This window comes from Paenibacillus glycanilyticus (genome assembly GCF_051200795.1).
GTDB lineage: Bacteria > Bacillota > Bacilli > Paenibacillales > Paenibacillaceae > Pristimantibacillus > Pristimantibacillus glycanilyticus.
Genome location: NZ_CP195155.1, coordinates 4,557,816 through 4,572,105 on the forward strand (window position 1 = coordinate 4,557,816; position 14,290 = coordinate 4,572,105).

The 14,290-nt window shown below is 48.2% G+C and carries 12 protein-coding genes; all 12 read right to left on the minus strand.

Annotated features, from left to right (window positions below):
* The 12 genes from cysD to ACR9FF_RS20800 all read right to left on the minus strand — a co-directional run bounded on the left by cysD (nt 1) and on the right by ACR9FF_RS20800 (nt 14,275).
* The gene (gene cysD, locus ACR9FF_RS20745; protein ID WP_201002135.1) at nt 1–924 is read right to left on the minus strand and encodes a sulfate adenylyltransferase subunit CysD; all 924 of its coding nucleotides are present in this window, start codon (nt 922–924) and stop codon (nt 1–3) included.
* 259 nt (nt 925–1,183) lie between these two features.
* On the minus strand, nt 1,184–1,936 hold the full coding sequence (locus ACR9FF_RS20750) for a methyltransferase domain-containing protein (protein WP_435164367.1): 753 nt from the start codon (nt 1,934–1,936) through the stop codon (nt 1,184–1,186).
* Between the two features lie 49 nt (nt 1,937–1,985).
* Complete coding sequence (locus ACR9FF_RS20755; RefSeq protein ID WP_435164369.1) at nt 1,986–2,729, minus strand: alpha/beta hydrolase; 744 nt, start codon at nt 2,727–2,729, stop codon at nt 1,986–1,988.
* The gene (gene bioF, locus ACR9FF_RS20760) at nt 2,729–3,904 is read right to left on the minus strand and encodes an 8-amino-7-oxononanoate synthase (RefSeq protein ID WP_317980160.1); all 1,176 of its coding nucleotides are present in this window, start codon (nt 3,902–3,904) and stop codon (nt 2,729–2,731) included. Before bioF ends, ACR9FF_RS20755 begins: the two co-directional genes overlap by 1 nt.
* A gap of 12 nt (nt 3,905–3,916) precedes the next feature.
* Nucleotides 3,917–4,906, minus strand: a complete 990-nt coding sequence (bioB, locus tag ACR9FF_RS20765) for a biotin synthase BioB (RefSeq protein WP_435164372.1) — start codon at nt 4,904–4,906, stop codon at nt 3,917–3,919.
* Nucleotides 4,896–5,651, minus strand: a complete 756-nt coding sequence (gene bioD / locus ACR9FF_RS20770) for a dethiobiotin synthase (RefSeq protein ID WP_435164374.1) — start codon at nt 5,649–5,651, stop codon at nt 4,896–4,898. The genes bioB and bioD overlap by 11 nt, the downstream gene beginning before the upstream one ends.
* Entirely contained in the window at nt 5,648–7,009 is a 1,362-nt protein-coding gene (bioA, locus tag ACR9FF_RS20775; RefSeq protein ID WP_201002146.1) for an adenosylmethionine--8-amino-7-oxononanoate transaminase, read from the minus strand. The genes bioD and bioA overlap by 4 nt, the downstream gene beginning before the upstream one ends.
* 208 nt (nt 7,010–7,217) lie before the next feature.
* Nucleotides 7,218–8,426, minus strand: coding sequence for an SGNH/GDSL hydrolase family protein (locus ACR9FF_RS20780; protein ID WP_435164376.1), 1,209 nt, complete (start codon nt 8,424–8,426; stop codon nt 7,218–7,220).
* A 43-nt stretch (nt 8,427–8,469) separates the two neighbouring features.
* The gene (locus tag ACR9FF_RS20785; RefSeq protein ID WP_435164378.1) at nt 8,470–9,723 is read right to left on the minus strand and encodes an endo-1,4-beta-xylanase; all 1,254 of its coding nucleotides are present in this window, start codon (nt 9,721–9,723) and stop codon (nt 8,470–8,472) included.
* A gap of 127 nt (nt 9,724–9,850) precedes the next feature.
* Nucleotides 9,851–10,789 (minus strand): carbohydrate ABC transporter permease, encoded by a 939-nt coding sequence (locus tag ACR9FF_RS20790; protein ID WP_435164380.1) that lies wholly within the window; start codon nt 10,787–10,789, stop codon nt 9,851–9,853.
* Between the two features lie 22 nt (nt 10,790–10,811).
* The gene (locus ACR9FF_RS20795; RefSeq protein WP_201002155.1) at nt 10,812–11,726 is read right to left on the minus strand and encodes a carbohydrate ABC transporter permease; all 915 of its coding nucleotides are present in this window, start codon (nt 11,724–11,726) and stop codon (nt 10,812–10,814) included.
* Nucleotides 11,723–14,275 carry a DUF5696 domain-containing protein gene (locus tag ACR9FF_RS20800; RefSeq protein WP_435164383.1) on the minus strand — a complete coding sequence of 851 codons (2,553 nt, stop codon included), beginning with the start codon at nt 14,273–14,275 and terminating at the stop codon, nt 11,723–11,725. Before ACR9FF_RS20800 ends, ACR9FF_RS20795 begins: the two co-directional genes overlap by 4 nt.
* Between the last annotated feature and the right edge of the window lie 15 nt (nt 14,276–14,290).

The following is a 14,290-nucleotide window of genomic DNA, read 5'->3' on the forward strand; positions in this document are numbered from 1 at the left end:
TTAGAAATAGCCCTCCCGTTTACGTCTTTCCATGCTTCCCGCTTCTTCCTGGTCGATCACCCTTGTTGTCCGTTCGGAGGATACCGCACCAAGCGTTTCTTCAATGATTGCATCCAGCGTGTCTGCTTCTGACGGTGCACCGCCAGTAAGGGGATAGCAGCCTAACGTGCGGAACCGCATCTTTGCCATTTCAATCTTCTCGCCCGGCTGGAGCTTCATCCGCTCATCATCCACCATAATCATCTGCCCGTCACGGTTGACGACAGGCCGTTCTTTCGCGAAATAGAGGGGAACAATATCAATGTTCTCTCTGCGAATGTATTGCCAGATATCCTTTTCCGTCCAGTTGGAAATCGGGAATACGCGAATGCTCTCGCCCTTATTGATTCTGGTGTTGAACAGCTTCCACATTTCCGGCCGCTGATTTTTCGGATCCCAGGCGTGATTCTTGTTACGGAATGAGAAAATCCGCTCCTTGGCGCGCGATTTTTCCTCATCGCGTCTTCCGCCGCCGAAAGCAGCCGTAAATCCGTATTTGTCCAAGCCTTGCTTCAGTGCTTGGGTTTTCATAATATCCGTATAGGCGGAACCGTGGTCGAACGGGTTGATCCCTTGCTCGATCCCTTCCTGATTGGAGTGAACAAGCATTTTGATTCCGAATTCTTTCGCCTTGCGGTCGCGGAATTCAATCATTTCTTTGAACTTCCACGTTGTATCGATATGAAGGAATGGAAACGGCGGCTTCTCCGGATAAAATGCTTTCAACGCCAAATGCAGCATCACGGAGCTATCCTTACCGATCGAGTACAGCATCACGGGATTTTCACATTCCGCCGCTACTTCTCTAATAATATAAATCGCTTCAGCTTCGAGTTGATCCAGATGTGTTGTTGCATCTATGGAATCAAGCGTCAATTTGTCCATGAAAAAGTGCCTCCCTTTAATCCTTACTAAATCTATAGGCTATATTTTATATCGTATCAGATTTTCACTTTGTTGCAAAGTGGAATAAAGTATTTTCTTTTATTTTTTTGAGACGCTTGTTTTCCTAAAAAAGGAGGACGCAGCCGCATGCAACCAAGATTGTATGATTCCATTTTAGGAAAAAGCGAGTGTTCGAAAAAATAGGGAGCTGTCCCAAAAGTCACGATGACGATGGGACACTCCCCTTTGAAGTTACAGCCTATCCCTTGCTTGCCTTCACAAAAAGAACATCGTACGTCGCCTTTACTCCTCCTGGCACGCTAAATCTATTTTCATAGGCTTTGTACATTGCGGAAAACAGATGACGCGACACGTTGCGCCCGTATTGTGCCGCTTCTCTGGCGCTGGCTCCTTGCGCTTTGACAGAATACAGGAAATCCCTGACCGAAGGATATTTCTCGCTCCAAGCAATCGGTTCTTGCCGAATCGCAGAAAAGCCTGCTTCAATTAAATATTCTCTCCACTGATCCGCGGATAAAAAGGATAGACCATGACGTTGAGGCTCCGTTCCGAGTGCCTGGTACGCTTCATCAAAAGACGTATGAAGTTCATGAAACGTATTTGGTCCAAACGTAGCGAATGCCAATAAACCATCGGCTCGAAGCAGACGCTCAAGGTGTTCCAAAGTTCGTTTAGGGTCGCTAAACCATTGAAAACAAGCATTGGAAATAACCAGATCAAACGATGACGCAGGTGCATTCGCTGCCCATAGCTCAGCATCTCCTAGCAAGAAGTGAATACGAGAATTTGTTGAGCCAAGGCCAATTCGTTCCTCGGCAGCTTTAATCATTGCGGGAGCCATATCAATTGCGATAATCGATGCATTCGGCCATTCTCTCTTGAGAAGCTCGGTTAATTTGCCGGTGCCGCATCCAATTTCAAGGATACTAAGCTCGTCTCTATCTCCTTTTTTTGTCCATTGCTTAAGGGATGAAGCAAGCAGCTTGGCCATATTACGCTGTACGCGGGCGTGTACATCGTATGAACCGTTCGCGCTGCGGCTAAATTGACGCCCTATCCCTGTTTTTCTCTCGCACATGCCACCAACTCCTAATTGATTCAGCCAACCAGATCTCATTCTTAAGAAAAGCAGCGTGTCCTCGGTCCGGAATACTCACCAAGGTTGCTAATGGCAGTTGTGCGAGCATTTCTTCCGCAGCCTTGTAAGGACACACCTTATCCTCGGTACCATGCACCAAAAGAGCAGGTTGATTTATGTTCGGCAGTTGAGTCGAGCAATCAACTAATCTTAATACTTCCAGTCCGGCGCTTAATGCGGTGGTTGTCCAAGTCCCCGCCGGGTGTAAAAGAGTCGATTCGAGCTCGGTAAACGCTAGCTGTCTAAACTTTCCTTCCGTAAGCTGCCTGTCCTTCCCTATTCCCCTGATCATCCGTCTCACATAACTGTCTGCCCAACCATAATCCGTTTGCTCTGTTGGCCGCGTAAATTTAGCTGTTGCCGAGAAAAGAATAAGTCCGTCCGCTAGCCCTTGAATCGACAACTTAAGGGCCAATATCCCCCCTAGCGACCAACCCGCGATGAGCAGTTTACCGGAGTTTGCGGACAAGAGATTTTTTGCAGCGTTCTCCGTGATTTGGAAAAATTCTTCAACCGAGGCGGCTTTGCTGTAATCGGCGGCATGATGTTCAAACTCTGGCAGCAAATCGCTAAGGCGATCAAAAGCGGTGTTAGGCATTCCCCATCCCGTCAGCCACATAATAGTGTTCTTTGCCTCTTGTTGCATTACTTTAAAACCCCCAGTTGATGCCCAACTTTCGAGATCTTTAAGACAGCGTCCCTAACCTCGATGGGTGTTAGCGCGGCCGATAACGAAAATCGAATTCTTGCTGTACCCTTTGGAACCGTTGGGGGACGTATGGCAACTGCTGCAATCCCCTCTTCTTCAAGCGCATGGCTGAATCGAAGCGCTGTATCATTTTCTCCTAGAATCAGAGGGATGATTGGAGAGTCGCCGTCTCCAACTTTAAAACCTGCCTCGCATAAAGAGGAACGAAAAGAGCTGCTTAATTCGAAAAGACGTTCTCGGCGCCAAGATTCGCGCACAACATAATCCAATGCTTTCCTGATGCCAGTTACGACAGCGGGTGGTAATGCCGTCGAGTAAATGAAAGATCTTGCTTTATTCACTAAAAGATTAACGAGCGTGTCGCTCGCGCAAACGTAAGCGCCATACATGCCGAACGCTTTGCTGAATGTCCCCACATGAATATCCACCATATGCTTCAGCCCTAATACATGGCTTAATCCTTCGCCGTAAAGCCCGTAAATCCCACCGCTGTGTGCTTCATCCACCATCAATATGGCATTGTATTCCTGTTTGAGTTTAGCGAGTTCATGCAAAGGCGCCTGATCACCATCCATGGAGAAAACGGAATCCGTAACGATTAGCTTGCGTCGTTTATTCCGATGTTTATTTAATAAATAACGTAAATGCTCCATGTCATTATGACGATATCTTGCATGCTCTGCCCGGCTGAGTATGATGCCGTCAACAATGCTGGCATGATTGAGCTGGTCGCTAAATACCGCATCATATCGGTTAACGATTGCACTAATGACACCGATATTGGCCATGTATCCGTTCGCGAAAACAAGTGCCTTGCCGGACCTCTGCCATTCGGCAATCGCTTCCTCGAGCAAGGCGTACGGCTTCCGATTGCCGGTTACCAAGCGGGATGCCCCTGCCCCCGCACCTTCTATGAGAAGTGAATCTCGCATCGCCTCGACAATCCCAGGATGCTGGGCGAGTCCCAAATAATCATTAGAGGATAAATTCAGTAAAGTTCTTCCCCCACGAGCTATAAATCCCGGCTTATCAACAATTGGAACCGTCTCCCGCAAACGGCGCTTTAAAGATGTTTTCTCTATTTCATGAAGTTCTTCCTCAATCCATTTCATAATAATCACGCCTTATAAAGCATCTAACTCAATTTCAAAACCCAAATCTTCAATCATTCGATGATCAGCCGTCACCTCTTGACCGGCAGTGGTCAAATAATCGCCAACAAAGATCGAATTAGCCGCATACAAAGACAAGGGCTGCAATGTCCTTAGGTTAACTTCGCGCCCACCGGCCACTCGTATTTCTTTAGACGGACAGATAAACCGGAACAAAGCCAGTACCTTTAGAGCTTTCATAGCCGGCGTTCGGCCGGCCTTCTCAAGCGGAGTTCCCGGAATCGCATTCAAGAAATTGATTGGAATGGAATCCGCATCCAGTTCATTTAGCGCAAAAGCCATTTCAACGATTTCCCGATCCGTCTCCCCCATACCGATTATGACGCCGGAACAAGGGGACATGCCGCTTAATTTCACTTGTTCTACCGTTTCTACACGTTGATCGTATGTATGGGTTGACGTAATCGATGGATAATTGGCTTTGCTCGTATTCAAGTTATGGTTATACCTGTGGACGCCGGCTTCAGCAAGCCTTTCTGCTTGATCATCCCTTAATATCCCTAGGCATGCGCAAATTTTTAGCGGCATAGTATCGCGAATTTCTTTAACCGCGGATACGACTTGTTCCAGTTCCTTTTCGGTAGGTCCTTTTCCGGAAGCAACAATACAATACGTCCCTGCTTTTCGAACAATCGCTTCGCGTGCACCGTCTACTAGCGTGTCTTTATCCAGCATCGCGTATTTCTTCACGGGTGCTGTGGATACAATGGATTGGGAGCAGTAACCGCAATCTTCGGGACATAGTCCACTTTTTGCATTAATGATCATATTCAGCTTTACTTTCTTGCCATAAAAATGCTTTCTCACTTGAAATGCAGCATGCATCAAGGAGAGTGTCTGATCATCATGGGCCTCAAGTACGGATAGCCCTTCTTCACGCGTCAGCATTTCCCCATGCATGGCTTTGTCCGCGAACAGCTTCCAATTCGAGTCATTTTCCATCGTCCCCAATGCCCCCATTCTCGAAGTTTCCAGATAAGATAGCCTTTCTAATCGGAGTCAACTGAATTTTTGTTAACACCGTACGGATCAATGCTTCAGTATCTATTTTCCCGCTCATTGCCGGAAAATGGCCAAGTATCTCTAATCCCCCATAACGCGCTATAAGATCAGCATTCGCCGCTAAGCTTGGATCTTCATGTAAATTCCGAAGATTACCATCGTTCATAATAACTCCAATTATCGGGATCTTTCGTTGGCGTAAAAATGAGGCCGTTAACAGCGTGTGATTAATCGTGCCAAGACCTGAACGAGCTACAATAATAACCGGGATTCGCAACTCGGATATAAGATCAATCATAAGCGCATCTTCTGTCAGCGGCACAGCAACCCCGCCGGCTCCTTCGACGAATAAGGCTTTATAACGCTCCGCAAGCGGCTCCGCGGACTCGCAAATCTCCTTCAAAGCAAGGTTTATACCCTCGTGCTTCGCGGCCAAAAATGGAGTAAGCGGCTCATTAAACGAATAAGGGGCTACAGCCTCCGGCATTTCGATTACTCCAGATGCTTCAATAAGACGCTCTGCATCCGTTTCTCCCGAGCCTATTTGTCCGCCAGATTGCACGGGTTTCCAAACTCCGATATTCAACCCTTCAGCTCGAAACGCTGCCGCTAGCGCAGCCATCACGAATGTTTTACCGACACCCGTATCCGTACCGGTAAAGAATACTCCGGGAAATACACTCATGCCGCATCTCCCTCGGTAACGTCAATAATGGATTCCGCCAAAATATCGAGCATGGCATCCAATTCATCAGACGTGCTTGCTAACGGGGGGATGAACACAACAACATTGCCAAGCGGCCTTGTAAGCAGACCTAATTCTCTGGCACGCATGGTTACTCGAACCCCGATCCGGTCAGCCCAATCGTATGGCTCGCGCGATGCCTTGTCGCGTACGAGTTCAATCCCAATCATCAGACCTTTTTGCCGTATTTCACCCACATGAGGGCGCTCCGTAAGCATATGAAGCTTCCTCTCCACAAATGAGGCGTTCGTTCGTACGGTGGTTAGAAGATTACGTTCTTCGAATAGCTTGAGGCTCGCTATCGCCACTGCACAGCCCAGCGGATTCCCCGTAAAGGAGTGACCATGGAAAAATGTTTTCTGTTCCTCATAATCGGCATAGAACGCATCGTATATCTCATCAGTCGCAAGGGTTGCCGCAACAGGCAGATATCCCCCCGTCAATCCTTTGCCGATAACCATAAGATCCGGCGACACGCCTTCTAGATCACAGGCAAACATAGCTCCGGTACGGCCGAATCCGGTAGCTACTTCATCGGCTATAAACAACACGTCATATTGTCTGCAGAGCAAAGCCATTTCGCGTAAACAGCCTGGCGGCATAACGATGATCCCGCTGGCTCCTTGAACGATTGGCTCTACGATAAGGGCAGCAACCTCTTCGCTTCTCGTTTCAAGCAATGTGCGTAAAGCCGTTAATGTAGCTTCCTTAGCGCCCGCAGCTCCGTCTTTATGGCGATAAGCGTAAGGATAAGGAATAGTATGCGATGGAAAAAGCATAGGTCGGAACACATCGTGATATAAAGGAATTGCGCCAACGCTTACCGCCCCAATCGTATCTCCGTGGTAAGCTTGGTTCATCGTAATAAAAGACTTTTTCTGGTGGCATCCCTGGTTATGCCAATATTGAAAGGCCATTTTGATCGCGATTTCAACACCGGTTGCGCCTGAGTCCGAATAAAATACCTTGTTTAAACCACTCGGCGCCAGCTGGATGAGTTTCTCCGCAAGCTCGATCGCAGGAACATTCGCCATTCCCAGCAGTGTAGAATGGGCTAGTTGTCCCAGCTGATCCGTAATGGCCTTATTTAGTTCCGGTATGTTATGCCCGTGAACATTAAGCCAGACTGACGAAAAACCGTCGAAATACGCATTCCCTTGAACGTCAAACAACCGAACACCTTCCCCACGCTCGATAATAAGCGGATCTGAACGATTGTAGTCTTTCATCTGGGTAAAAGGATGCCATAAGTACGCCTTATTCTTATTGGACAGACGTTCATAATACTGCAACGACATTTAAAATCACCTGCCTGTTGAAATTTAATTGTTAACCTAGTATCATCAAATTAGGTTAACAATTGATCGAAGAGTAGTTTAACAGACTGTCAAGCTGCAGTAAAGGGGTGGAGGTAACGCCTGTAACTTTGGCGTAATTTATGAAAAAGAGACAATCTACTCCAAAGAGTAAATTGTCTCGATTCGCCAAACCTAGCTCCGGCTATGATTATATAAATCCAAAACCCAGAATCGTAAATCGCTTGCCCTCATGTCCAGCGGCCATTCTAATCTCCACCGTATGCTCGCTGGATTCAGATTCCCGGTACAGAATCAAGGCGTGGCAGCGCGTCCACTCGACTGTATGGGATTCGGCCACTCTCGCAAGCTTTCCATCAACCCAGATTTCGGCGTTTCCGAAATCATCGCTTCCGGAATTTTTATAAATAAGAAGAAGGCTTTTGCTATGAATCGTCATAAAAAAGCTCTCGCTTCCGCTTGCAGGCGTGTGCATCCAATTGTAAGGGAATTGCGGAGTGCCGGTTGGATGATCATCCATTTCCGCATACTGCAATTCGGAATCAGATGCATTAAAACCGCCTTCCGAGAAGCTAGCTATTTCCTGGTAATTGCTCCGGTCCAGCAATTGAATATGCGCAAAATCTTTGCCGTAAACGGGCGGCTTATTCATAACGATATCCTCTTCATTTGGAGCATGACGGTCGGTTTCATAAAAAAGCCAGCTTAAACAATCGGCCATGATGCGGTGCCCCGCGTTGGTAGGATGATAAATGTCGCTGAAAAATTGCTTCTTGGAGGTAACATGGCCCTCTTCTCTTGATTGGTAAAACTGTTCCGTCACCGCATCCTTTATGCTTACCATGGGCAGCCCGTAATGCTTGCCGACAAGGGAAAGGCGGTCCTGCAGATTCCAATCGTTCTCGAATACGCTGAACAGAAGAATAACGGCTGGTCCATTGTCGGCGGCAAGAGCTTTCAGTACGAGACTTTCGTAACAAACCCCATTTGTTTCATCGTCGGCGTCGTTGACCGCAAACTCGACGATAACAATATCCGGCTGAACCGCGCCATCTCTCCGAACATCGCGATCATAACGAATCATTCCCAGTTCGGAAGGCGTTCCTCCCAATCCCGCTTTGATGAAGTGGATGTGATCGCCGCCGTCTTTGCCAAACCTTTCTTTAAAAGCGGTATAGGTCAGGTAAGCATAGCAGGCGGTATGGAGGGGCTCCGCTCCTGCCCCATGCGTGATGGATCCGCCAATAAAAGCTAGGGTAACGTCATCGCCTCGCTTCGCCTTTGCGATTGCGGCTTTCAGCCTCTTATTATTGCCTTTGTCAAGCAATGATCTGGCAATCATTTGGCGATAATTCTCCGTGCTAAAATCATTCGTTGCAGCATTTGCGGATTCTATCATCGTGATTCACCTCTCATCGGTTCGATTGTACTGCGTCAGCGCTTTAGGACGGATTCACTTTATAGCTTGGATCCACGATGGCCCAGAATGCAGGCTTCGCATGCAGCTGCTTGTCAAACAGAAGCGGCGCTTCGGTCCGCGTGACCGGAAACGTGCTTAGCCAGGTATGATCATCAGCGATCCCCCAGAACACGACAGCGCTGACCAGTCCGGCATTGGACTTCAATGCTTCGAATAACTCCCTGTAGCGCTGTGCCTGCTTTTGCAGGATATCTTCCGGCACGGCAGCTCCGTAGTCGGTCCGGTCGTTCCAGTTATAGACGCTCATATCAAGCTCGGTAATCTGGTTATCGAGCCCCAGCTCCCTGAATTTTTTCATGGAATCAACAATGTTCGTAACCGACGGGTTATAAACGCTGATGTGTGTCTGATGACCAACACCGTCAATCGGAACACCTTTCCCGAGCATCTCTTTCACGATATCGTACAATCGATCCCGCTTCTTCGGATCATCCGTTCCATAATCGTTAATATACAGCTTAATCCCGGGACCGCCAGCCTCTCTTGCAGCACGGAAGGCAGTCGCAATATAGTCGGTGCCCGTGATTTTGTACCAATTGCTGCTTCGCATGCCGTCCGGATCCGCTGGCTCAATCACTTCATTCACGACATCCCAATATGTAATGTCATCCTTGTAACGGCCAACAATAGCCCGGACATGAGCATCCAGCCGGTCCAGCAGCAGCCTCTTATTAGCTTCCCGCTTCTTGGGATCGGTCTCATCCGTCATCGGTTTGCCGTCAACGTCTTTGAAGAACCAGTCCGGCACCTGACTGTGCCATACAAGCGTATGGAAACGGACCGCCATGTTATTGGCCTTGGCGAAAGCGACAATCCGATCCGCTTGATCCCAATTGAATTGGCCCTCTGCAGGCTGGATCGAAGCTGGCTTCATCACATTCTCGGCAACGAGCATATTTATTTGATTTTTCATTAGATCAGCCGATAATCCATTCAATTGGTTTGGCTCAATGGCAGCTCCGATAGCGAAATCATTTTTGAAGGTATCCGCCAGCGACGGTATATCCATCTGTACGGAAGGCACAACGTCTTCAGCCGGCTGCTTCGACGGCTCTGCGCTGCTCTCCGGCTCTTCCGGAGCAGCAGCTGCTGCCTGATCCGTTGATTGAACGTTGGCTACGGTAGTCTGACCAGGTTCTCCGGACTTGTTCAACACCAGTATCAGAACAATGACGATAAGGATAGCCGCCGGCACAATTTTGCGTATACGAAACATTGGCAACCCGCTTTCTTGTGAAATGAGAAAACCTCTACCCTCGGCCTCTCGGTAGATGAGCGACCGCGTATAGAGGTAGGTTCTATCTCTAAATAAAACTCCCGTTCTCGACTGACATCGAAACCTTTTATCCGACGAGTCCGGTTCTTTCGATACTTTCAACAAAATATCGCTGTACGAACAGATATAAAACAATAAGAGGCAGTATCGCCAGCAATATCCCCGTGTCCTGTACCATACTCAAGTAGAACGGATCCTTGGCAGAAGCGTCATTGCCAAGAATAATAGAAAGGTTATAAGGCAAGGACGACAGCTGCGTCGACATCACGTTGCTCGAGGTGAGATAGGTGGTCGTGAAAAAGCTGTCGTTCCACTGCCAGACGAACGAGAAAAGCAGTACCGTAATAATAGAAGGAATCGCGTTAGGCAGCATGATGCGCAGGAACGTTTGACCAACGCTCGCTCCATCCATATAGGCAGCTTCTTCGACCTCCCGCGGAATGCCCCGGAAAAACTGCCGGAAGATAAAGATATATAATCCGGCTTTCAAGGAATTCGCCGTAATGGAGGTTAAGATAAACGGCCAGTAGGAGTTCAGTAAATTCACGGATTTTCCCGTAATGAGAGGAATAAGCCCCATCAGGCTGAAGTCCTTCAAATTCAGGTACATCGGAATAAGTATCGTTGTCGGCGGGACCATGATCGTCAGAATGACGCCCCCGAACAGCAGATTGCTGCCTTTGAATTTCAATCTCGCGAAGGCGTAGCCCGCCAGAGCGCAGGATATCGCAGTCAGAATTGTGGTTGTTGCCGAGAGCGTGAACGTATTCAGCAGCGTCTTCCAGTAATCCATAATGGAGATGGCATTCTTGAAGTTCTCGAGCGAATAATGCTCCGGAATCCATACCACAATCGGCGAGTAGAGATCCGTTTTTGCTTTTATCGCTGTCGATATTTTTTGAATAATCGGGTACAGGATAACAAAGGATAGTCCGGCAATCAGCACGAGTCTGACAAATGACCAAATCCAGCGCTTCCAGCTTTCAAACGATAACAATCGGGCCATAATCAATGAGCTCACCTTCTTTCTATTCTTGATAGAAGACCTTCTTCGAAACGATATAGGAGCTGACGAGCAGGATCAGCATAATAGACGCAAAATATAACCACGCCATGGCCGAGCTGAGCCCGAAATCGAAGTTGGTAAAACCCGTCTCTTTAATCAAATCCGTCATCCCGTTTCTTGAGAAGGAGTCAATAATGGTATAAATCATATTGACAAGAATAAGAGGGCTGACCATCGGAAAAGTAATCTTCCAGAACGCCTCGTAGCCGGTTGCCCCTTCCATCTTGGATGCCTCGTATAGCTGAGGGGAGATGGTCTGAATGCCGGCAAGGAAGATCAGAATCTGCACGCCGGATTGACTGACGATCTGGTAGATTCGCTCCACGGCGCCGGTCAAATAATCAACGACGCTCTCGCTGACGCCTGCGTCCATCATAAGCCCTGCCAGCTCGTAAGCGCCTAAAGCGTGAATGGCGCCGCCCGAACCCTGGTTCTGGTCATTAACGGCTTGCACGAGACTGGACGTCTCCAGAGTCATGATCACCCCCGATGCCAAAATGACGGGCAGGAAGAAAATCGAGCGGGCAATCGAGCGACCGATAAACTTCTGATTAAGGAGAACGGCCAGGAACAAGCTGAAAATGACGATCAGCGGCACGTTTACCACCATGTTAAGGATGGCCTCGGTTAATGTCCGGTTAAAGCTGGTATTCACGGTCAAGGCGTTGATATAGTTCTCGAATCCAATATAGCTGATCTTTATTCCGGATGAATTGGCCTCAATCTTGCTGAGACTGTAACGGAAAGAGTTGACCAGCGGAATGATAAAGAACAAGATAAACCCCAGCAGCCAAGGCAATACAAATAGGAAGCCTAACAGCGCTTTTTGCTCCGCATAGGTTCGATGCTTCATGCCAAGCTTTACTATCCGTTTCAAGATTGGTCACCACCCGTCAAGTAGCTCTCGGCTTCAATGCTTTTGCCTTCTACCGTCACTTGTGAGCGGTTATAGTTGACAATGACATACAAGCCGTTTCCGTATACCGTTTTATACACGCCTTGCTGCAGCTTCTCATGTCCGGTAATCGGCTCATTCCTCACATTTTTCAGTACCTTGTTTACTTCCTGGTACATGCCTGCGGCTTTATCCATCCACAGCTTATAGTTCACGGCGTATAGCTCGTTATGATCCGTATCCTTAACGGAATAGTTCGGTTCGTAAATCCATTCGAAATACACGTTAGAGCCAAATTCCAGGCACTTCAGAATATATTGCTTGTCGTTCGTATAGTTCGAAAGGTTATACGGCGCGCCCGTATATTCCACACTCCCGCGGATCACCATCTGATAGAACGGAATCTGTTCATCCTCCAGCTTGAATCCGCTATTGCCCATTGGAGCATTCGTGAGATCGGACAGGTACAGAAGCGCATAGGCGTTGCCGCCGTTACCCATCACTTGCAGCTTCTGATCCTTCAGCTTCGCCATCGCTGCTTTGGAAATCTCCTCGGATTCCGTCCTGTCGATCTGGTTATGCTTCCGGTAATCACTGTTTAGTTGATCGGCAAGATCCCTGACCGAGATACCGTTCGCATTAAACTTATTCATGCCTTTCAAGGTCGAATCTACGAAACTATCCACAAGCCGAGGCGAAACAATATAAGACGGAGACTTGGAAATATCTCGCCGGTTCAATGCCAAATCTGCCGGATATAGCGCTGCCGGATCCCCTCTTAGCGTTCGTGATGCCGATTTGGATTCATTAAAATCGTTGCCGGTATTGGCTGTAAGAAACGCTACGTCCGGATAAAGGGTAACGCCGTTGCCTGACGCAAACGATGCCAGATCCTTCAGCCCTTGGCTTCCGCCAATTTCCCCGTCTACCGAAATCGATTTGGGCACTTTATGATCAAGTCCCCCGTTAAACCATCCGGCATATTTCAACTTAATATTATGAATATCCAGTTCCTTCATTTGATTGATAATAGACTTGGCTTCCTTGAAGGTCGTCAGTGTCTCTAGCGCACGGTAAGGAATGCCCATAAAATGCTTCTTATCCGAAATGCTTCCGTCCAGCTGGAGATAGAACGGAATATTCTCTCCATCTGCCGCTTTCTCCTGAACGGGCAGAGCCTTATTATTAACCAAGTACTCTTTATAGTAGCTGGCCATTCCTTGATAGCTGGCATCCTCTCCGCTCAGGAAAGCATACCGGACAACAAAGTCTGACTTCATCGGATTTTCCTGAAACTTCGGAAGCGAGCGCTGCTGGCCGTTCGCATCCAGCGTTACTTGGCCTTTGTTGATGACATTAAAGCTCGGGTAAACATAGTTATAGCTGTTCAGCCTGCCGCTTATATCCGCATTAATCGTTGCAACAGACTCCCCTTGCTCAATAATGCCTAGGAAAGCGCCGTTCTCGCGGATGATACCGAATACCGGAAGTCTTACCGCTTCTTCTCTTGACGTATCTTCGGTTCTTGCCATCGTGTTGTCCTGGCCGTAGACAAGTTGCTGATAGGACGGATAGCGGGTTTTCCCGCTGTTAAAGCGAATAAGCGCGCCAGAGCCATCCGGAACAAGCATCGTACCCTTGTCCCCCGTTCCGCCTGCCCCAAAGAAATTTAGAAAAGAAACGCTGTTTACCGGATACTCTTCAGGATAATGGATGTCAGCCACCGGTACGGCAGCGACAAGACTGTTGCCATCCAAGGTGTATTTGATTGTCGCCTCGAATATTCTCGGGGCTGTTTTCACCTGGGTGAAATGCAGCTCCTCCATATCCTTCTTCAGATCTTCCTCCGTATATCCTGCGGCTTCCAGGGCTTTCAGCGCCCGGTCCAGCTGCAGCCCGTTTAACGCACTGTCATTCCGTTCATAGGCCGTCTGTTCCTTATTTTCTTTATAGGCGATTTTTAACGCGCGCTGCCCGGTTTTATCCAACTTCTTGTTGGCGGCATCAAAGCGTTCTTTGCTCATCATCTTCGGCATATCTTCCAGCGTTTTCTCCACCTTGCCGAATTGATAGGTAACGCTGAGCCCATTGGGGAGCTTCTCCATGCTAATCTGTTTATTAACAACGCTGTCCGTATAGGAATTAATCGAATTAAGCTGCCCGAAATCATTGTAGAAATCCAGCTTGATCTGGGACGATAATAAATCCTTGTTCACGCCGGCGGCAATGGCGTCTTCGCTGCTCCCAGGGGGGTTGCTGCGCCAAACCTCTCCGCTTTGCTTATTAAGAATAGCAATAGCGCCAGTCTGATCATCCGCGAATAATCGAAGCTGATCATTCTCGGCAACCCCTTTCATGTCAGTAAAAAGGGGATCCGTGAAGGAAGCGCTCAGAGCCTTTCCCTGCGTAAATGTCATTGCGGCCTGGTCAGCTTCTCCCGCCTGCTTGCCCGAAGCTGAATCCGAGCATCCGGCAAGCAGGATCCCAACCAGACAGCATGCGGTTAGCAGGGCCATTCTGGCCTTATTCATCTTCTTGCCTCCTTT